Consider the following 20,906-nt stretch of genomic DNA (forward strand, 5'->3'; position numbering starts at 1 on the left):
TTCTGAATATATTCTGAAAAATCTCATTAAACTTGTTTGATTGACTGTTCAAAAGGTATTCTATGCATTAAACTTCTTCCTAAAGTCACTTCATCTGCATATTCTAATTCATCACCTATAGAAATTCCTCTAGCAATTGTAGACGTTAAAACTGAATATTCTTTTAATTGCTTATATATATAGAAATTTGTAGTATCTCCTTCCATTGTTGAACTCAATGCGAAGATTACCTCACTAATATCTCCTTTTGATACCTTAGCAACTAATGAGCTTATATTCAATTGTGATGGACCAATTCCTTCAATAGGATTGATTTTACCACCTAAAACATGATAAACTCCTTTAAACGAACCTGTTCCTTCTATTGCCATAACATCTCTAACATCTTCAACAACACAAATTATCGATTTATTCCTTGTATTGCTTTCACATATCTTACATGTTTCTGAATCTGAAATATTATGACATTGTTTACAATACTGAATTTCTTTTCTCATTTTTTCTAATGCAGAACTTAACAGTAAAGTCTGATTCTCTGGCTGTCTTAAAAGATGCAATGCTAAACGTAAAGCAGTTCTCTTACCTATTCCTGGTAATTGAGAGATTTCATCGACAGCATTTTCTAATAATCTTGAAGGTAATTCCATAGTTTACAAAAATACAAAAGTAACACTTTAGAATAATTTATTTATTCTATTATCTTTGTTTCTCAATATTACTATTTATGCAACCCATTACAATTATAACTATAATTCTTTCTTATTTCCTTCTTTTAATCGTTTTTTCCTTTTTTGTTGGAAGAAAAGAAACAAATGACAATGAATCCTTCTTTAAAGGAAATAAGCAATCTCCTTGGTATTTAGTCGCTTTTGGAATGATTGGCGCTTCACTCTCTGGAGTTACTTTTATTTCTGTACCTGGTTGGATTGAAAGTTCTCAATTTAGCTATATGCAAGTTGTACTAGGATATATTGTTGGTTATTTTGTAATAGCAACAATATTATTGCCTTTATATTACAAGCTCAACTTGACTTCAATATACACCTATTTAGACAGTCGATTTGGAAATTATTCGTATAAAACAGGAGCTTCTCTCTTTCTATTATCAAGAATTGTAGGTGCTAGTTTTAGGTTATATCTTGTAGCAAACGTATTGCAAATTATTTTATTTGATGAATTAGGAATTGAATTTTGGCAAACAGTTACAATAACAGTACTTCTAATTTGGCTATATACTTTTAAATCTGGTATTAAAACAATTGTTTGGACCGATACTTTGCAAACTCTTTTTATGTTAATTGCATTAGGTGTTACGATTTATCATGTAAGCGGTTCATTAGATTTAGGAGGAGATACATTAATCCATTTTATTTCAAATAGTGACTTGTCTAAAACATTCTTTTTCGATGATATTTTATCTAAAGATTACTTTTGGAAACAATTTATATCAGGAGCTTTTATTGCTATTGTAATGACTGGGTTAGATCAAGATATGATGCAAAAAAACTTAACATGTAGAAGTTTGAAAGATGCGCAAAAAAATATCTTTTGGTTCACTATTGTTTTAACCATAGTTAATTTGATATTCTTATGTCTAGGTTTATTATTAACTGTTTATGCACAACAAAACGGAATAGATGCTCATAAAGATGATTTATTTCCTGTTTTAGCAAAAGACTATTTAGGTTCAGGAATTTTCATCTTCTTCTTATTAGGATTAATTGCTGCTGCTTATAGTAGTGCTGATAGCGCTTTAACTTCTTTAACAACTTCTTTTAGCATTGATATTTTAAATATTGAAAAAAAATATGACATTAAAAAACAAGTAAAAGTTAGAAAACAAATACATGTTTTAATTTCTCTAATTTTAATTTTAGTAATTATCTCTTTCAAATATCTAATTAACGATGCTAGTGTAATTTCTAAACTTTTCACTTATGCTGGATACACTTATGGTCCATTACTAGGTTTATACGCTTTTGGATTGTTTACCAAAATTAAAGTTAAAGATAAGTACGTTCCAATAGTTGCAATACTATCCCCTATTTTAACATATATAATTAGTATTGCAACAGCAATATATAGCTACTTAAAATTTGATTTTACAGATTGTAGTATCGCACAAACCAAATGGGAATGTGCTGTCTTATTTGCAAAAAACAATTATTATCAATTTGGTTTTGAACTATTATTAATAAATGGAATATTAACTTTTTTAGGATTAATATTGATTAGTCGCAAGTAGAACAAGTGTACAAGCAATTTCATTTTTAATACCATTATCGTTTAATAATTTATAAAAATCGGGATTTTCTGTTCCTGGATTAAAAATTACCCTTCTAGGTTTTAAAGAAATGATATAATCATAGTATTCTTCTTGTCTTTTCGGATTGATATATAGTGTTACTGTATCAATTCCTAAAAATGGAATTTTTTCAGTTTCTATTTTAACATCTAAAGCCATTCCTGATTTTGCACCTATAGCAACTACTTGATGGCTTTTTCCTACTAAATTATGAATTGCTTTATATGCATATCGCTCTTTATTTGTAGTAGCTCCTATAACTAATGTTTTCATTTATCTATTTTTTTTTATAAATTTAATAAAAATTAATCATAACTTTGAAATAACATTTTTTTAAACTTTAACTAAAAAAGTACAACTTACTTTGTAAAAAAATCGAATGGAATTATTTATTTATGTTTTTGCCGCCTTATTTTCTGTTTTAAACCCTTTAGGAGCTGTTCCTGTTTTTGTAGGACTTACACAAGATGATACTAAACAAGAACGATCTAGAATTTCTCTTTGGGCAGCCATTAACGTAGCAATAATATTAATTATCTCTTATTTCATTGGAAAATATGTACTTATTTTTTTCGGAATTAGCATAGATGCTCTAAGAATTGCTGGAGGTTTATTGATTGTTAATTCTGGTTTTAGTTTACTTTCTGGTAATGTTAGCAAGAAAAAAGGAGTAAATAAAAGAGTAACTAATGATGCTATGCGTAGAAATGACATTGCATTAACTCCTTTAGCCATGCCAATGCTTGCTGGTCCTGGTTCTATGTCATTATTAATTGCTATGTATCAAGAACAACCCGAAATAGCACAAAAAATGATAACTTGTATTGCTATTTTATGTGTTGCTCTAACCATCTTTCTAATTTTAAGAAGTGCTCACTACATTTCTAGAATTTTAGGAGCTTCAGGTATTGTAGCCATTTCTAGGATTATTGGATTTATAGTTATTGCAATTGGAATTCAATACATCAGTAGTTCTGTTGTAAATATTTTTCAAAGTATTTAATTCTTTCGCAATATAAAAAATCCTTAAATACTTTGACAAACTTTACTTCTTTTCAACTACAAAAGAGATTAGAATACTATTTATCATGCTCAATCTTATATCCTTATGTAATTGCATATTAATATTCATTTCACTATTTTGTTACATATCAATAGAAAATAATCTCATGGTTTTTCTCTTCCAATAAACCTCTCTTTTCCAAGAAGAAAATTTACGGCTTTTTTTACATTTCTGTCTATACTTTCTTCTGTTTTTAGGAATGACAAATATCTCAAAATTTCCTTTTGTAAGGAAGGTGATAAATTATCAAATATCTTTTTTGCATTCTCATTTTCTTCCAACGCTTTTTTAAATTTTGGATGAAAGGGTACTTTTCTTTCGTTTGGATCAAACTCGATTTCAATTCGTGTTATTTGTCCAACTTCTTTTTTGGCAGATTGCCTCATTGGAGTGTTTAAATAAAGTCGCCAATGTCCGCTGTATTTTATCAAGGTCTGTTCAAACTCGTGTCCTTCAATTTTGATGCGAACTGGAATCTTTCCTTTATTTTTTTCTGCCTTTTCAAAAATATAATTCAAAACGTCGTCTGGAATAAAAACGAAGGGATTTATTCCGATAATTTCAATTTTCGCATTAAATTCTTTCATTTAAATTGAGTATTTGTCTGGATATTTGCTAACGATCTTGATTATTGTAAGTTGAAGATTTAATACTGATCTATATACTCCCTTTTGTTTTATTCCTTTTTCTTCAATTACTTATAGTCTTTGTTGTGTTTCGTATTTTTAGTTCAATTCATTGTATTTTGGTCTTTTTCTTTCACCACTCGCAACAGCATTTATTAGTGCGTAAACATTTTTATTTATTTCATCATCAGGAGCCATTTTTATTGCTCTATCAATATAAATTTTAGCTTTATCATCATTACCTAAAACCATCAAGTTTAAAGCATGATTACAATAAAGTCCAGCGTCATTTGATTCACGATTAATTGCTTCTTGAGAATATTCTACCGCTAATTTTACATTTCCTGAATCCATTGCAGAAATTGAGGCTTCGCGTGGTAAGTCGGGATTTGTTTTTTCTATTTTAACCGCTGTTTCAAAATGATTTAAAGCTTTTTTATTTTCGGACATTGCTTGGTAAACCTTTGCTATCAACCAATTCGTTTGCCAATGATTTGGTATCATAGACAAGCATTTAGAATAATATTTGATTGCTTTTTTAGCTTTTCTTTTATTCCAAAATCCTAATTTCGGTCTTCTTTCTCCTTTTGCTATAATCAAACCATCAACCAACTCATTTCCTTTCTCAAAATTTAAGTTGAAAATTGGGATTTTATCTTCTGGTAATTTATATTCCATTTGTTTTTTTTACATTAAACACAACGTTTTACAGCTAAAAGAAGTGGAGACTAGTCTAAACTAAAACAAATATAACGCAACCTTTTGTGCCTTTAGAGAAGACTCGAAAGTATGTTTTTACCTAAGTCATTACTTTTAACTGTTTTTAATTATAATTATTTATTCAGTAATAAATTTCATGTTTTACTATTTCAACAAGATCAATGGCACAACCCCAAGCTACTGTAAAACCAGCTCCACCATGACCGTAATTGTGAAAAATATTGGAGAAATTTTCGTCAAACTCAAAACGAACAGCGCTTCTTTTTGGTCTTAAACCTACAATTTCTTCTATTATATTGGGCGTTTTTTGTGATAATCCAATGTCTAAAAGGCGTTTAATAATTAAGTTTGTATCATTTATTTCTACATTGGTATTCCAATCATTTTCGTAATCAGTTCCGCCAATTACGCAGTCTTCGCTTCGGTTAATAATATAACTCAATGCTCCTTTTTTTATTGAATCAGCATAAGATGGAATATCCATTTTTTCACAGCGTAATATTTGTCCCCGCATTGGTTGTAAATCAGTATCATTGCATAATTCTTTTGCACCTAAACCGGTGCAATTAATTATTAATGTATTTAGATTTGCTGCTTCTTGTAAACTTATAATTTGTTGTTCTTTAAATGCTCCTCCATTATTTGTAAAACGAGTAAATAAATAAGGTAAATATAAAAGTGGTTCTGCCAAGGGAACTATTGAAATATATGCCATTTCTATTCCTTTTGGTAATTCTGCTGACAAAGCTTTTCTAACAGATTCTTTAGGTAATTGGTTTGTCCAATCGGTGTTGCTTTCGTTATTATATGAGGTTATAAATGGAATAAAAGCAATGCCATTTCCTTCTTTTATATCTAACAAGTATTCTTGGTAGGCAAGTGTTGCCCACTTGTTGGCTTTTTCTTTTGGATGAACTTCAAAGGGAAACCAAATTGCACCAACTTTACTAGAAAGTGTTTTGTTAAAACGTTCTTTAGCAATTATTGTTACTTTGTATCCTTGTTCTTGTAGTTTGATCGCAGTTGTTAAGCCTACAATTCCACATCCTAAAACGGTTACTGTTTTCATTTTTTCAGTTCACTTTTAATTACTTTTTCAAGGAGTGCTTTAGCTTTCATTTTTACCATTTTCAATTAAAAAATACATCTATTCCGTTTATGTTTTTTTTCTTTTAGTTTGCTTTTAATTATTTCTAGGATTTTATCTCCAGAAGTTACCACATTCCATTTTTCATTAGCATTGGTTTCTGGATTAATAACTCTTGCATTTTCAATCACAATATCATAGGTTATTTATTGTTTACATTACAAGAAGCTAGACTAATGAAAAGTGCTAATATTATACTTTTGCTTAATACAATTATGGTTATTGTTTTACAGCAGTAAACACTCCATTAGGTTGGTGTAATACTACATTTAATTTATTGTCTTTCTCTTCAAAAACAGCTTTGTATCCTGATAATCCTTTAATTGAAAATTCATTTTCTTTTATTGGAATTAAAGTATATTCTGGTTGCCCAGGAACAAAAAGTTTTAAATTGTCTTTTTTAATAGAAATTTTTAGCTCTACTCCAGAAAGCAAATAGCTTCCTACATATTTATTCAATTTTTCTGTAGAAACAGCCACTTCTAAAGGACTTCTTTTAAAAATAATTGGATCTAAAGTAGTTTCTATATTTAGTTTAACTGATTCAATATCTCCTAAATCATTAGTCTGAAAATTGAAATTTGAACCTACTTCGTCGCTGCTTACTTTATTGCCTTTTAGAGCAAATCCTTTGAAAATATCATAATGTGTATGTTTTAAATATACTTTTTCTCTTGTAAAGTTTGCCCAAAGCGAATCATTTTTAACTTCAATTTGAAATGTTCCATAGCCTTTATGGTTATATTTCCCAGTGTATTCTGTTATATTATGTGTTGGGGTTGTATGGTTAACTTTGCTTTCTGCTTCTTTTTCTTTTTTGTCTTTAATTTGTTTTTTTAAAGGTGCTATTAATTTGTCATAATAGGCTACCCAATCTGTTTTTTCTAAATTTAAAACTTCATCAGAAATTGCGTTTCTTACTAGAGTTGGTAAAGCTGATCCATCTTGATTTGTGAGTACAACAATTCCAATTTTATCGGTAGGAAAAAAAGATACATTTGCAGAAAAACCATCAATATTTCCTCCATGTTCTACTCTATAATGTCCTTTATATGAAGAAACAAACCAAGCATAACCATAACTATTTAAATGTTGGTTTGGAAATTGTTTGTCTGCAATACCGTTACCAACTAACATTAATGGATTAATGGCTTTTTCTACATACCTTTTAGGTAATACTTGAACTTCATTTAATTTTCCTTCATTTAGCCAAATTTTAAGCCAATTTGCCATTTCTTTTACACTACTATTAATGCTTCCTGCTGGACTAATTGCTGCAATATCGTAATAAGGAATTGCTTCATTGGTTTCAAAATTTTCTAATGAATATCCTTTTGAAATATTTGATTGTTTTTTTAGTTCTTCAATGCTTAAATTTGAAGTTGACATATTTAATGGTTTAAAAAAACGTTCTCTAATATTGTCTTCCCAACTTTTTCCTGTTAGTTTTTCTGTGATTAAACCTTGTGCTAAGTACATGAAATTGTTATAATGCCATTTTTCTCTTATGCCTGTAAAAGGTTCGTGATATTTTACACGAGACAAAAGGCTGTCTTTGTTTTCGATAGGGAATAAATACCATGAAAAATCATGACGTGGTAAACCTGTGCGATGGCTTATCATGTCTAAAATGGTGATTTTATTATTTAATTCATCGTTGTAAAATTTCAACTCAGGTAAATATTTTATAGGACTATCGGTAAATTTTAATCCTTTTTCTTCTTCCATAATACCTAATAAAGCAGTAGTAAATGCTTTTGAAGTGGAACCAATAGGATATAAAGTATTTTCGTTTGCTTTTAATTTTTGTTCTGCATCTCTATAACCAAATCCTTTGGAATAGATTACTTGATTATCTTTAACAATGGCAACTGAAAAACCAACTGTTTGAGTGGTTTCTTGTAATTTTAATAGTTGTTTATCAAGATTTTTTTCATTTAGCTTGGTTTGTGAAAAAATGGAAATGCTGATAAAAAGAAAAAGTAGCGAAAAATATTTTCTAGACATATTAAATTTATTTAGTTATAGCAATTTATAAAAATTAAATGCATTTTCTGCATTTCTATTATCTTTTTATATGAATTGACTTGTGTGTTTTTTTGTTTTTTTTAATTGATTTTTTGTTTGGAATATTGGGAGTAATGATTTGCTTTTGTATGAAGGATTTCTTGTTATTATGCTGCAATTTTATAATAAAAACCCGTTGGATGTAATTAATTTTTGATGATTTTTTTTATCAGTTCGAGTGTTTTTCGACAGAAAATCGTACCGAGAACAAGAAAAATTTCATTAAAAACGGTTCTCGATACATTTTTTGTTCCGTTTTACTGCACAAAAACACTCAAACAGACGTGGTGCAAAAACTAAAATTTCTTTTCAATACATAGTAAACACAATCTACTTCACTTCGAGTGCGCAGCGTATCGAGAAGTTATACAAGAACTTCCATTACTAATGGGATGCTTACAGCATGACAAGTTTGTGGTTCTCGATACTCGTCACTTCGAGTACGCAGCGTATCGAGAAGTTATACAAGAACTTCCATTGCTAATGGGATGCTTACAGCATGACAAGTTTGTAGTTCTCGATACTCGTCCCTTCGAGTGCGCAGCGTATCGAGAAGTTTTATTCCATTTTATTCCATAAAAAACACTCAAACAGACGACTCAAACTACGTCACTTCGAGTGCGAAGCGTATCGAGAAGTTATACAAGAACTTCCATTGCTAATGGGATGCTTACAGCATGACAAGTTTGTAGTTCTCGATACTCGTCACTTCGAGTGCGAAGCGTATCGAGAAGTTACACAAGAACTCAATATTCTTTTATAAAAACACCCAAACTAATGTATAGTATTATGGAGTTGCTAATGGGATGCTTACAGCATGACAAGTTTGTAGTTCTCGATACTCGTCCCTTCGAGTGCGAAGCGTATCGAGAAGTTTTATTCCATTTTATTCCATTTTATTCCATAAAAAACACTCAAACAGACGACTCAAACTACGTCACTTCGAGTGCGAAGCGTATCGAGAAGTTATACAAGAACTCAACATTCTTTTATAAAAACACCCAAACTAATGTATAGTATTATGGAGTTGCTAATGGGATGCTTACAGCATGACAAGTTTGAGGTTCTTAATACACATCCCTTCAGTGCGAAGCGTATCGAGAAGTTATACAAGAACTCAACATTCTTTTCATAAAGGCAACATTTATAATAGCCTTGAGAAACTGCTAATAAAACCCTTTACAGGGTAACACTTTTGTGATAAAATGTTTGAAATTTGAAGAAGAAAAGATGAAGTGTGTTACTTTTTTTTAATTTCCACTAACCACTAATTTTTTAGGTTTAGTAGCAGTCAAGTAGCAGTTTCGTTCGGAAGTTGTTGCGAAAAAGTGCCTGTTTACCGCTGCTTGACCGAAGCTTTTCCGAACAATCTCCGAACAAAGGCCCTATTTAACCCCTTTAAGTACGTCAAAATACATCAAAACACGTCAAAACCGGTCAAAACACGTCAAAACCATTCACGAGCCCTGTTTTTAGCGATTTTGGCAAAGTTGTTGATGTCTAGTAAATAGTGATTAGTGAATAGCGAGAAGTAAAGTGAAAAAGTTTTGGCATTCTAGATGTTAACCTTAAAACTTGATTTTCTCTAACTATTTAGTACTAATAATTATTCACTAATGACTAAAAAAATGTATAACTTTTTAAATTTTGAAAGTATTGTTTAGTAGTGATTTAATTTGGTTTTTGATGAAATAATTGTGGTTTTCTTATATACGAAGCGAATATGGTTGCTATAAGAATTACAATTTCAGATGGGTTTCCTTTGTACATATGGATTAAGACAATGAAAATCATGTATAAAACGAGCATAGATGTTCCAATCAGAATAGTTTTATTGTATAAGAAAGAGCTGTTGCAATTAAGAGAAAAACCCCGCTAGCGCGAGCATCTTGCTCGTGCTAGCTGAAAAACTAATAAAATAGGCTCCTGATTGCTCTCCAAATTTATACTTTCTACTCATTTTGTAAAAATAATAAAACTATTGAAACCTATTTAGCCTGATTTTGTTTGTAGGCACGAGCAAGATGCTCGCGCTAGCTGTTTTTTTTAATCAAAAGTTTTCCAATTATCAGGAAACTGTTTTAACTGAGGAAAATAATCATCAGAAACTTGAGTTGTTTCTATACCATATTTATTAATATAAGCATCCCTTTCTTTTTTTGTTTTAAAATAATTATATAAAACTATTTCTAATGAATCTGATTTTAATTTCATAAACAACCTAGAATTAGTATTATTTTTAAGAAAGTCTACTTTAAATTTTCCTTGATAAACTTTATTATCTGCTTCAATAATTAATGAATCAATTTTTCCATTTTTTTTAATAATTCTCCAACTAGCTGCTGTTCTGTCTGAATAGAAAGCCATAGGAGGAACATATAATCTACCATCATTATAAAATATAAAATAATTTGTAGTTAAACTAGATTCATATTCATATTTAAAATGCTTGAATTGACCTATGTTGTCCATATCAACTAAAATTTGTTTGCTATTATTGTTACAACCAATCAAAAAAAACAAAACCAAAAAAAAATTAATGTGTTTAAAAATCATAATCTATTTTTATTTATTTTCTACTTGCTTTACCTCTATTTTTTTTACAACTCTTGTGTTATCCCCCGTTAGCGCGAGCATCTTGCTCGTGCTCACAAAGAAAAATCAATTTATATCAATCTCTAAAATTGTTTGATCGTTGTTGCCATAGTTTCTAGCACTACTATACTTCCAATCTATTGGATCTGTTACAAAACCTGTTTGTACAGGATTATAATGAACATAATTTAATTTCTGTTCAAAAACTTTTAAAGACCAGATCTCTATTGGTTTGTTGTTTTGTTGCCAAAACTGTCTTTGTTTCACATTACTATTCTTTTTCCCTGCTCTTTCAAACATCCAAAGCATCCATTCTTTTCTACTTTCCTGTTCATTTTCAACTATCGCTTTCATTATTTTTCTAGAAGTAAAACCTTTAAAATCTCGAATTAATCCGGAAGGGTCAGCATGTGATGAACGAAAAATCAAATAGATATGACTTGGCATTATACAATAGCCATAAATCTCCATTCACATATACAAATTGCTCCCAGTAACATTTTTTACTAAATATGTTTCATCTATTTTTTTGGCTATTTTGACTGCTTCTTTCACAACTTCTTTTGGATAGTCATTAATTTCAAGTATTCTAATAGCATTTCTATTTTTTAGCTTTCCTTCTTTCAATTTGTAATCAAAACCTATATTGTCCTCATTTACTGTTTCACTAAAATGATATAATTCATATTCGTTCAAAAGCATATCTGTTAATTCTATGTCGTGGGTTGAGACTAATATTTTATTATTATGTTTTGCCAAAGCAGACAAAATAGATTTTCCAGCAGAAATACGTTCAACAGTATTTGTTCCTTTAAATATTTCATCTAAAAGAAAGAGGTTTTTATTTCCATTTTCACTTTCTTTTAGCATTTCCTTGATGGTTAATACTTCTTCAAAATAATAACTTTTATTATTCATCAAATCATCGCTTATTCGAATAGCTGAAAACACTTTTAATAAAGGAAAAGTCATTGATTTAGCAAAACAAGTATTAATTGTAAGCCCAGTTATTACATTGAGACCAATGGCACGAATAAAAGACGTTTTTCCAGACATATTTGAGCCTGTAAGAAGTATCGATTTTTCAGTTATTTCAATGTTATTAGTTGTGCATTTAAAAATTAAAGGATGACTTATATCTTTAGCAATAATTTTATTTTCATCGTTAATAATTGGCAAACAAAATGTTTCGAGTCCTTTTCTTAAAGATGCTACGGAAACTAACATATCAATATGCCCAACAAATTTAAAAACACTTTCTATTTCTTCTCTTTTTGTGTTTAGTCTTTTTAAAACACCAAATAACAATAATGGCTCAAGTAGAAACATTGTTTTAAAAATCTCAAATACAAACCAAACTATAATTTCAAATTCACCTTGAAGTTTGGCTTCGAGTGAGAAAAAAGACATTCTACTTTTAACTTCATTTATTAGTTTTATTGACTTGGATAAGTCAGGATTTATTTTTTTTAATAACGGATTGGTAAATAAATGTGAGGCAACATTATTAAGTCTTAAAAGTTGTGGAATTGAACCTACATATTGAACTAAATTATTTTTATTCCAATAATGAAGTACAAAATTCACGCAAAAAACACCTAAAAGAACAATAAAAAATATAGGATTGAAAAAAACCAAAACGAGCGACACTAAACTAGCAAACGATAATAACTTTATTACAAAAAACCATTTTGGTGGATTGAGATGCTCATCTTGAAACAAAGAAGATATATAATATACATCTTTATGTTTTAGCTTTTCGAGTTCTTTTTGAACCGAAATTCTTAATTCATAATTTTTTAAAAACGCTGTTATTATTTCTTCATTTAGTCTGGTCTTCTTTTCATTTATTTCAATAGTACGAAGATGATTGTATAGATATTGTTGACCAATCTTTGAATGAGTTCTATCTAGGAACATAAACAAATCATCAAAATCCAAATCATTACAAGTTTTGTCTGATAATACTTGATAAACTTTTGAGTTGTCTTTCTTTCTAAAGTATTTTTCAATACTGTCAAAGTCAAAGGAATCATCTTTCAGCTTTCCAAATGATTCTTTCAGCTTTCTATTTAACTCTCTTTTTCGGTTGAATTTTATTTGAGAAAAAGTATATTCTATTTGAAATATTATGTCTTTAATCATTAAATAGTTAGTATTGATTTTCTATTTAATGTTACAAAAAAATTCTGTCTATTGTTAATCTTGTGAATTTTAACAAAATGTTTTCTCATTATCGCTAACTCCAGTCGTCTAAAAAACCTTCTTTTATTCTTATTTGTATTAAATATATTAAAGTAAGTGTTTTATAATGAAGCTTCATTTTTATAAAAAATTAATTTAACATTAAATATATTATTAATCCTCAAAGTCAGGAGACTTTGAGGAGCTGATTCTATAATTAATCAAAATACTCTATTCTCGTGAATACGTCTATCCAATTAACTGTTGCACTTGAGCAAAGCGGATGCATGAACTTCCTTTATAAAAATAATAAACCGTGAATAAAGCTAATAAAATAGGCTCCTGATTGCTCTCCAAATTTATACTTCCTACTCATTTTGTAAAAACAACAAAACTATTAAAACCTAATTTAACTTGAATTTGTTTGTAGGCACGAGCAAGATGCTCGCGCTAGCTGGAGGAGCTGGTATTTTACTTTACTTTGCCTCTATTTTTTATATCCATACCAATTTTATAGGAAATGGCTCCTATTATAAAAGCACCCAAAACTTGCCATAAATCAATCCCTCTAGTTGTCTCATTATAATAATAAATATTATACGTTACAATTGGTACAATCATTACTAAATAAGCTAATGTATTTCTCATATTCAATTTAATTCAATTTAAAGCCATGTTTCGTTATTACTAAAGAATCTTTAATCCCCGCTAGCGCGAGCATCTTGCTCGTGCCCACAAAGAAAAATCAATTTATATCAATCTCTAAAATTGTTTGATCGTTGTTGCCATAGTTTCTAGCACTACTATACTTCCAATCTATTGGATCTGTTACAAATCCTGTTTGTACAGGGTTATAATGAACATAATTTAGTTTCTGTTCAAAAACTTTTAAAGACCAAATCTCTATTGGTTTATTGTTTTGTTGCCAAAACTGTCTTTGTTTCACATTACTATTCTTTTTCCCTGCTCTTTCAAACATCCAAAGCATCCATTCTTTTCTGCTTTCCTGTTCATTTTCAACTATCGCTTTCATTATTTTTCTAGAAGTAAAACCTTTAAAATCTCGAATTAATCCAGAAGGGTCAGCATGTGATGAACGAAAAATTAAATGAATATGACTTGGCATTATACAATAGCCATAAATCTCCATACCTTTGTTTTTTCTACAATAGTCTAAAGATTCTGTAATTAAATCAAAATATTCTATTCTCGTAAATACGTCTATCCAATTAACTGTTGCGAAGCTAATAAAATAGGCTCCTGATTGCTCTCCAAATTTATACTTCCTACTCATTTTGTAAAAATAACAAAACTATTGAAACCTAATTTAGCCTGATTTTGTTTGTAGGCACGAGCAAGATGCTCGCGCTAGCGGGGGATGTTTAGTTATTTTTTAGTTTATTCCTTTCATATTCTATAAATATTTTATTGTCAAAAAGTCTTTCTGATTTAATAATTTTCATTACTTCTTCTTGAGGGGTTTTAGCGGAAATGATATTTTCTAGTTTTCTAATTGCAGAAGTCGGTATACCATATTCACTAAGGATTACTAAATTTTCTCTTATAAAATCATTCTCAATTAGATTAGAAAAATAGGTGTAGTTTCCTGGCTTTAAACCACTTTCATTACAAACGAATTCCTGAATTGAATTTATTACAGATAGCCATTTAGGAACTTTGTATTCTAGCCAATGTTTTAAGACTTGAAAGCTATCTCTTATTGCTTCATCCATTATTTCATTGTCAGATACGCTTTCAAATTCCTTAAGTCCTTTAAAATAACTAAAAGTGCTATTTACTAGATTCCAAATATTCTGATTATATCCATAAATTTGAGTCACCGTTACTAATTTATTTAGAGTCATTGGTCTCACAGTTTCATTTGGTTTTAGTAAATTATTCCAAGCTAAACCTAGAATATATTCTAATTGTTGTTTAGTAGGGTAATTACTCCAACTGATTAAATGGTACTTCGATTTAAGTTCAGTTCGTATTGTGTCAATGATATTTTTTTGTCCAAAAACTTGTACTCCATTTTGCTTTATTAAATCTCTTTCATTTGGAGGTAACTCATTAATTCGATTTAATTGTTCTTTATTTGAATCTTTGACTTCTACATCTTCAAGGTTAATTAACACCTCGTCAGAAATAGGATTTTGCTCAAAAAATGGTATATCTATAACAACTTGGTTGTTTTCTGGTATTTCATTAAAATTATATATTTTGCCAATATAATGAACCATTAATCTACCAGCTCTACCTTTGATATTTGAATAATCAAAAAAATCAATTGGAGTTCTTCTTCCTTTTGTAGAGTCAAAATAAATAATGTTTTTTGCACTTGTGTTTACACCTTCTATTATTGTCGAAGTACAAAACAGATACTTTATTTTTTGAGTATTGAAATAATCAATAATAGTTGTTGTAATATGTTTTTGTAACGCACCATCATGTATACCTATCTCTAATGATAGTAAATCTAAAAGACTCCATTCAGCAGAAATGTTTATTTTAATCCATTCTATAATATCTAAATTATCATTTGTTTTAGGATAGTTTTTTTCAATTAAGTACTTTAAAAATTGGCTTGATAAATATCTCACTCTTGCTGGAGATGAACAATAAATTATAGATTGTTCATTTTGTAAACTAATCAATAAATCAAAAAGGATATTTTCTTTATACTCTTTGAACTTAATTGGTTTGTCAAAATAATCCTTATGTTCAGAATAAATATCTATTGACTTTGTGTCTACTAAAGAAGATTTTGTTTTGTAAAAAATAGCATTATACTTTTCAGTAAATCCCTCAGAAATGGAATCTATATTTGGGCCTAAAAGATAAAATTTAGGATTGAATGTTTTTAGAACATAATTGAAAGCGTTGTTAAGCGAGTCCGCCCTTTCATCATCTCTTTTTGTACTCAACTTATAAAATTCGTCAATAATAATAAGGTCAATTCTAGGAAGATTCTTAAACTCATTGACTCTTTCTGCTGTAAGCAAAAATAAGTTTCCTTTTTCAATACTCGGTTCTTGTGAAGTTCTGACTATTAACTTATACCTATCATCATACTTCATCAACTTTCTTCTTGTTTCATCAAGTAAGGCTAAAGTTGGTTGAATAACAATAATATTCTCGAATTTGCTTGTTGCTACAATTTCCTCGATAAGTAGACTTTTCCCAAAACTAGTTGGAGCACTTACAATTACATTTTTGTCTGAATTAATTAATGAAAGTAGGTATTTCTGGTCTTCATGCAGTACTTTATCAAGATTATCAGATTGATGATAAGCGTTTCGGATTAAAGCATCAGTAGAAGTAATTTTAAAATCTTCCTTTTTGATATAAGGATAAAATCCTACTCCTTCAATTAAGTCGGCTAAGACAAAATCTAAATGGGGTTCAAATTTGGATTTGTTACCTAAAATATTAACTAAAAGTTTTTGAGCCTTTTGCTCATCTTCAACGATTAGAGCAGAACAATACTTGTAAATATTGAAAGTGGATTCAAAGTTTATTTTATCAGTGCTTTCAATGTAGTTGATAGTTTCTTCCATTATTCACCAAGTGTTTGTAATAATGAGATTTTATTATGCATTGCCTTAACTAATTCTGTTTTATTCTGTACTGGAAATAATATTAGGATAATGTTAAGGTTTGCTTTTAATGGATGGTCGTTTTTCCCATCAAAATAATTTTTTATTTCGTTCATTTCATTCACGTAGGCATCAATGAATTCTTGTTTAGTTTCGTCATCGTGAATTGAGAACAAATCACATTGGTAAGTACATAAAAGTGGAATATTTATAGTTGTTAGTCTTTCTTTTAAAGTTCTTGAATCTGTTAGAAGGTCTAACCAATAATCTTTTTGAGGAATATTATCTAAATGTTTTAATTTTTTAGAAATCAAAATAAACTCTGAATTTAGATAATCTGATTTAAAATGCTCTTTTATGTCATTTACAAGTTCTTTTACACCTCTTTTGCCATCAGTATATATCTTGGATTCGCCAAGCCATAATGTTTGCGTTTCTTCTTGAATATGAACTGAATCAAATCCATGAACTGCATGTCCTAATGAATCTTTAAAATAAATTTTAGATAATAAAGGAATTGTTTTATAAAAATCTCTTAAAAGTAAATGCAAAATTAATTCTCCAAATTCTCCTCTTCTTAGATATTTATCTTCTAAATCATCATCAATTGTACCATTGTTATCATAAATATCTTTTACTTTCTGAAATGAGTCAATTTTGTAAATTGATTTTGCGGCATCAGTTAGTTTGCTTAGTGTTTCTGTATTGTCCGTTTGTGTATCTTCATGGAATCCAAAAGCAAATTCATGTATTACATGAGTTAATTTTGTTACTAATGGTTTTATTCTATATTCTTTTTCGCCAAGATCATTTAAATCAAATCCGACAAGAAAAGTACTAAAGTCAACATTGTTGATTTGTTGAATGATTATTTTTTCAGAATTGAATGGTGTTGCCATATGGTTTGTTTAAATATCTCCTAACTTGTTTATATGTATGACTCTATCATAAATATACACCCAAAATGAGATAAATATGTACAACAAACGTCATTCTTTATTTCACAAACCTAAACCATTCTTTCTAAACCCACAATACGTATAAATACGTATTTTTGGGTGTTTTTTGTACGTATAAATACGTACGAAAGACAATTCGGCTGCTTTTTCAAAGGTAATGCAGTACTTTTTTTGTTTTGTGCGGTAATCCGTAAACGAGTTAAAAAAAATATTTTTTGAGGAGTACTATTCTATATTGTTTGCTTTTTTTACTCTCAGTTTTGCCACTTCTTCTAAAGACAGTCCTGTGGCTTCGGCTATGGTTCCGTTGGCAATGCCTTTTCGTTTTAATTGCTTGGCAATTTCTATAGAGTTTTTTCTCTTTATAATTGCTTCGGCTTCTTTTCGCATTCTTTCTTCCAATACGTATTTTGGCACATATTTGGTGCTTTTTTCTAGTTCGCCGAGAAGCCCAATGTCTTTAAAGCTAAGGTAGCTTTTGGTAGAAATTATTAAATGGTCTATGACCAAGACATCTACAATAATGCCCACTTGTATTAAGCGGTCGGTAACGTCTTTGTCGGTTTCTGAAGGTTTCAATTCTCCACTAGGGTGGTTGTGGCAAAGTATAATTTTTACGGCTCTTTTTTGTAGTGCCAAACTATAAACTTCCATAGGTTCTACCAATGTTTGGTTTACGGTGCCCAAACTTACTAACTCTATAAACAACACTCTATTGTTGTTGGCAAGCCCCACTACCCAAAAATGTTCTTTGTCTTGGTCTATTTTGTTTTCTCGCAAGAGTACTTGCTGCATAATGCCATAAATATCATCGGAATTGAGAATTTTTATGCGTTGTTCATCGGTTAGTGTAATATCCATTGGTGTGTTTCCTTTTTATATAGCGTGTATTTTGGCTTTTGCAGTGGGATAAATTTATAATATTTGTTGGTATATTCAAAACGTTCTATGGTGTTTTTTTTGAAGTTGTATGTTGTATGTTGAAAACAAACAACGGATAATCGACAAGATAAACGTGAGCTACTAATGGGATGCTTTCAGCATGACAAGATGATGGGTTTGGTTTGTGCTATTCTAATGGAATACTTTCAGCATGACAAGATGGTGGATTTGGTTTGTGCTATTTTAATGGAATACTTTCAGTATGACAAGATGGTGGATTTGGTTTGGGTTTAAAATATACCGAGCCGATGGCTCTGAAATTAATGATGAATGATGATTATTAATGATTTTGCTTGTGGAGCTACTAATGGGATGCTTTCAGCATGACAAGATTGTGGGTTTGGTTTGTGCTATTTTAATGGAATACTTTTAGCATGACAAGATGGTGGATTTGGTTTGGGGAGCTACTAATGGGATGCTTTCAGCATGACAAGATGGTGGGTTTGGTTTGTGTTTACTACTCTGATGGTATTTTGAGTTACTATTTTAGATGCGTATAAAAACACAAAAACCCCTAAATACAAATGTATTTAGGGGTTTTTTACCAATTTTTAATTATTCTACAAAACCTACTGCAACAGTATTATTGGTTTGAGAATCTACGATAATAAATGCTCCATTAGCTTTATTATCGGCATACTTGTCTAAATAAATTGGATTAGCTAATTTTAATTTCACTAAAGCAATATCATTTAGTCGTATGTTTTCACAAGGAAATCTTTCAAGTGGATTTTCTGGTTTTATAAGATGTATAAAATCTTGTATTTTACAAATTGCTGTTCTTGAATTGGCTTGAATAAAATATTTTGAGGTTTTATTTGCCTGTCTTTCATCTAACCATACCATTTTAGCTGTAATTTCCTTTTCGAATAGAGCGTCATTTTGTTCTTTTACAAACATCATTCCTCTACTTATATCTAGATCGTCTTTTAATCGAATTTGTACAGATTCACCAACTGATGTTTCATTTAACAAAGAAGTAAACTTTCTAATTTCTACAACTTCCGATGATTTACAAGATGGTAAAACTGTTACCTTATCCCCTACTTTTAATTGTCCTGAATTTACTCTACCTGCATAAGATCTATAATCTACAAATTCAGTATTTTGAACATGATATACTTGCTGAATATCCATTCTAAAGCTATCTGTAAATTGGGTATTCTTTTTAAAACTATGAAGAACATTTGATAAGGTTTCTCCTGTATACCAGTTCATGTTTTTAGAGTTATGCACAATATTATCTCCTTTCAATGAACTAATAGGAATGATAGATATTGTTTGATTTAACTCTTCAAACTCATTTACCATTTTATTAATGTCTGTAGCGATTTTTAAGAAGACATCTTCGTCATAATCTACTAAATCCATTTTATTAACACAGAAAATAACCGATTCTAATCGTAATAGTCTACTAATAAAATAATGACGATGTGTTTGTTCTAGCAACCCTTTTCTAGCATCTATTAAGATTATGGATAAATCTGAATTTGAAGCACCTGTTACCATGTTTCTAGTATATTCTACATGTCCAGGACTATCTGCAATTATAAATTTTCTAGTATCTGATGAGAAATAAATATGGGCTACATCTATTGTTATTCCTTGTTCTCTTTCTGCAATTAAACCATCTGTAATAACTGAAAAATCAAGATCTTCTAATCCTTTTTCTTTGGTTTTTTGTCGCACTAATTCTTCTTGCTCAATAGTTAATGCATTACTATCATATAGAAATCGTCCTATTAAAGTACTCTTTCCATCATCTACACTTCCTGCTGTATTAATTTTAAGTAATTCCATAATTAAAAATACCCTCCTTTTTTTCTTTGTTCTAAAGCAGCTTCAGAACGTTTATCATCGATTCTTGCTCCTCTTTCAGATGATTTAGACGTTTTGTTTTCATACATTACATCTTCTATCGAACTTGCATTAGATACTAATGCTGCTGTACAAGTCATGTCTCCAACTGTTCTAAATCTTACTACATCAGTAACAATTTCATCTGTTTCTGTTAGGTTTAAGTAATCTGAATGCGCTAAAAATGTTCCATCACGTTTTACTAGTTTTCTTTCGTGTGCAAAATATATTGACGGTAATTCTAAATCTTCTTGTTTAATATAGCTCCATACATCTTCTTCTGTCCAATTGCTAATAGGAAAAGCTCTAACGTTTTCACCAAAATTGATTTTCCCATTTAAAATGGTAAACATTTCTGGTCTTTGTTTTTTTGCATCCCATTGTCCAAAATCGTCTCTAACTGAAAATATTCTTTCTTTAGCTCTTGATTTTTCTTCATCTCTTCTTGCACCTCCAATACATGCATCAAAACCAAACTCTTCTATTGCATCTAAAAGTGTTACTGTTTGAAGTGAATTTCTACTTGCATATTTCCCCGTTTCTTCTTGTACTTTATTGGTATCAATACTGTCTTGTACATATCTAACAATAAGTTCAACTCCTAGTTCTTTTATTAATTTATCTCTAAATGTTATAGTTTCAGGAAAATTGTGTCCTGTGTCTATATGCATAAAAGTAAATGGAATTTTAGCTGGATAGAATGCTTTTTGGGCTAATCTTGCTACTGTTATTGAGTCTTTTCCTCCTGAGAATAATAAAACAGGTTTTTGAAACTGTGCTGCAACTTCTCTCAGGATATAAATACTCTCGTTTTCTAATTCTTCTAAATGATTTCGCATTTT

18 protein-coding genes and 1 pseudogene are annotated in these 20,906 nt (G+C 29.7%); 2 read left to right on the forward strand and 17 right to left on the reverse strand.

Going from position 1 to position 20,906, the window contains the following annotated elements; genetic code table 11:
• Nucleotides 1–26 precede the first annotated feature (26 nt).
• The gene (gene recR / locus LXD69_RS00685) at nt 27–647 is read right to left on the reverse strand and encodes a recombination mediator RecR (protein WP_045972719.1); all 621 of its coding nucleotides are present in this window, start codon (nt 645–647) and stop codon (nt 27–29) included.
• Between the two features lie 77 nt (nt 648–724).
• Here recR and LXD69_RS00690 point away from each other — a divergent pair, with 77 nt between their 5' ends.
• Nucleotides 725–2,245, forward strand: coding sequence for a sodium:solute symporter (locus LXD69_RS00690; protein WP_045972721.1), 1,521 nt, complete (start codon nt 725–727; stop codon nt 2,243–2,245).
• Here LXD69_RS00690 and LXD69_RS00695 read toward each other — a convergent pair.
• Nucleotides 2,222–2,578: a CoA-binding protein gene (locus tag LXD69_RS00695; protein ID WP_045972723.1), complete on the reverse strand. Its 357-nt coding sequence runs from the start codon at nt 2,576–2,578 to the stop codon at nt 2,222–2,224. The two genes, LXD69_RS00690 and LXD69_RS00695, sit on opposite strands and share 24 nt — an antisense overlap.
• 106 nt (nt 2,579–2,684) lie before the next feature.
• Between LXD69_RS00695 and LXD69_RS00700 the strand changes: the two genes are divergently transcribed.
• Nucleotides 2,685–3,308, forward strand: a complete 624-nt coding sequence (locus LXD69_RS00700) for a MarC family NAAT transporter (RefSeq protein WP_246916672.1) — start codon at nt 2,685–2,687, stop codon at nt 3,306–3,308.
• Nucleotides 3,309–3,472: 164 nt separating this feature from the next.
• Here the strand turns inward: LXD69_RS00700 and LXD69_RS00705 are convergent, their stop codons facing one another.
• The 15 genes and pseudogenes from LXD69_RS00705 to cysD form a co-directional block, all read right to left on the reverse strand.
• Nucleotides 3,473–3,955, reverse strand: coding sequence for a YdeI/OmpD-associated family protein (locus tag LXD69_RS00705; protein WP_246916675.1), 483 nt, complete (start codon nt 3,953–3,955; stop codon nt 3,473–3,475).
• Nucleotides 3,956–4,093: 138 nt separating this feature from the next.
• On the reverse strand, nt 4,094–4,672 hold the full coding sequence (locus LXD69_RS00710; RefSeq protein ID WP_246916678.1) for a tetratricopeptide repeat protein: 579 nt from the start codon (nt 4,670–4,672) through the stop codon (nt 4,094–4,096).
• Nucleotides 4,673–4,835: 163 nt separating this feature from the next.
• Nucleotides 4,836–5,783: an FAD-dependent oxidoreductase gene (locus tag LXD69_RS00715; protein WP_246916680.1), complete on the reverse strand. Its 948-nt coding sequence runs from the start codon at nt 5,781–5,783 to the stop codon at nt 4,836–4,838.
• A 65-nt stretch (nt 5,784–5,848) separates the two neighbouring features.
• Nucleotides 5,849–5,992: a hypothetical protein gene (locus LXD69_RS00720; RefSeq protein WP_246916683.1), complete on the reverse strand. Its 144-nt coding sequence runs from the start codon at nt 5,990–5,992 to the stop codon at nt 5,849–5,851.
• Nucleotides 5,993–6,080: 88 nt separating this feature from the next.
• Entirely contained in the window at nt 6,081–7,868 is a 1,788-nt protein-coding gene (locus LXD69_RS00725) for a serine hydrolase (RefSeq protein ID WP_246916686.1), read from the reverse strand.
• A gap of 2,106 nt (nt 7,869–9,974) precedes the next feature.
• Entirely contained in the window at nt 9,975–10,400 is a 426-nt protein-coding gene (locus LXD69_RS00730) for a hypothetical protein (RefSeq protein ID WP_246916689.1), read from the reverse strand.
• Between the two features lie 189 nt (nt 10,401–10,589).
• Nucleotides 10,590–10,994, reverse strand: a pseudogene (locus LXD69_RS00735) (transposase); the annotation flags it as partial.
• Nucleotides 10,995–12,668 (reverse strand): MutS-related protein, encoded by a 1,674-nt coding sequence (locus LXD69_RS00740; RefSeq protein WP_246916692.1) that lies wholly within the window; start codon nt 12,666–12,668, stop codon nt 10,995–10,997.
• Between the two features lie 510 nt (nt 12,669–13,178).
• Nucleotides 13,179–13,355: a hypothetical protein gene (locus tag LXD69_RS00745; protein ID WP_246916695.1), complete on the reverse strand. Its 177-nt coding sequence runs from the start codon at nt 13,353–13,355 to the stop codon at nt 13,179–13,181.
• Nucleotides 13,356–13,452: 97 nt separating this feature from the next.
• Entirely contained in the window at nt 13,453–14,001 is a 549-nt protein-coding gene (locus LXD69_RS00750; protein ID WP_246916698.1) for an REP-associated tyrosine transposase, read from the reverse strand.
• 88 nt (nt 14,002–14,089) lie between these two features.
• Nucleotides 14,090–16,267 carry a DEAD/DEAH box helicase gene (locus LXD69_RS00755; protein WP_246916701.1) on the reverse strand — a complete coding sequence of 726 codons (2,178 nt, stop codon included), beginning with the start codon at nt 16,265–16,267 and terminating at the stop codon, nt 14,090–14,092.
• Entirely contained in the window at nt 16,267–17,205 is a 939-nt protein-coding gene (locus LXD69_RS00760) for a HamA C-terminal domain-containing protein (RefSeq protein ID WP_246916704.1), read from the reverse strand. Before LXD69_RS00760 ends, LXD69_RS00755 begins: the two co-directional genes overlap by 1 nt.
• Nucleotides 17,206–17,490: 285 nt before the next feature.
• Complete coding sequence (locus tag LXD69_RS00765; RefSeq protein WP_246916706.1) at nt 17,491–18,126, reverse strand: JAB domain-containing protein; 636 nt, start codon at nt 18,124–18,126, stop codon at nt 17,491–17,493.
• A gap of 636 nt (nt 18,127–18,762) precedes the next feature.
• On the reverse strand, nt 18,763–20,007 hold the full coding sequence (locus tag LXD69_RS00770; RefSeq protein ID WP_045972766.1) for a sulfate adenylyltransferase subunit 1: 1,245 nt from the start codon (nt 20,005–20,007) through the stop codon (nt 18,763–18,765).
• Between the two features lie 2 nt (nt 20,008–20,009).
• The gene (cysD, locus tag LXD69_RS00775) at nt 20,010–20,903 is read right to left on the reverse strand and encodes a sulfate adenylyltransferase subunit CysD (RefSeq protein ID WP_045972768.1); all 894 of its coding nucleotides are present in this window, start codon (nt 20,901–20,903) and stop codon (nt 20,010–20,012) included.
• Between the last annotated feature and the right edge of the window lie 3 nt (nt 20,904–20,906).

The organism is Flavobacterium sediminilitoris, from assembly GCF_023008245.1.
Lineage (GTDB): Bacteria > Bacteroidota > Bacteroidia > Flavobacteriales > Flavobacteriaceae > Flavobacterium > Flavobacterium sediminilitoris.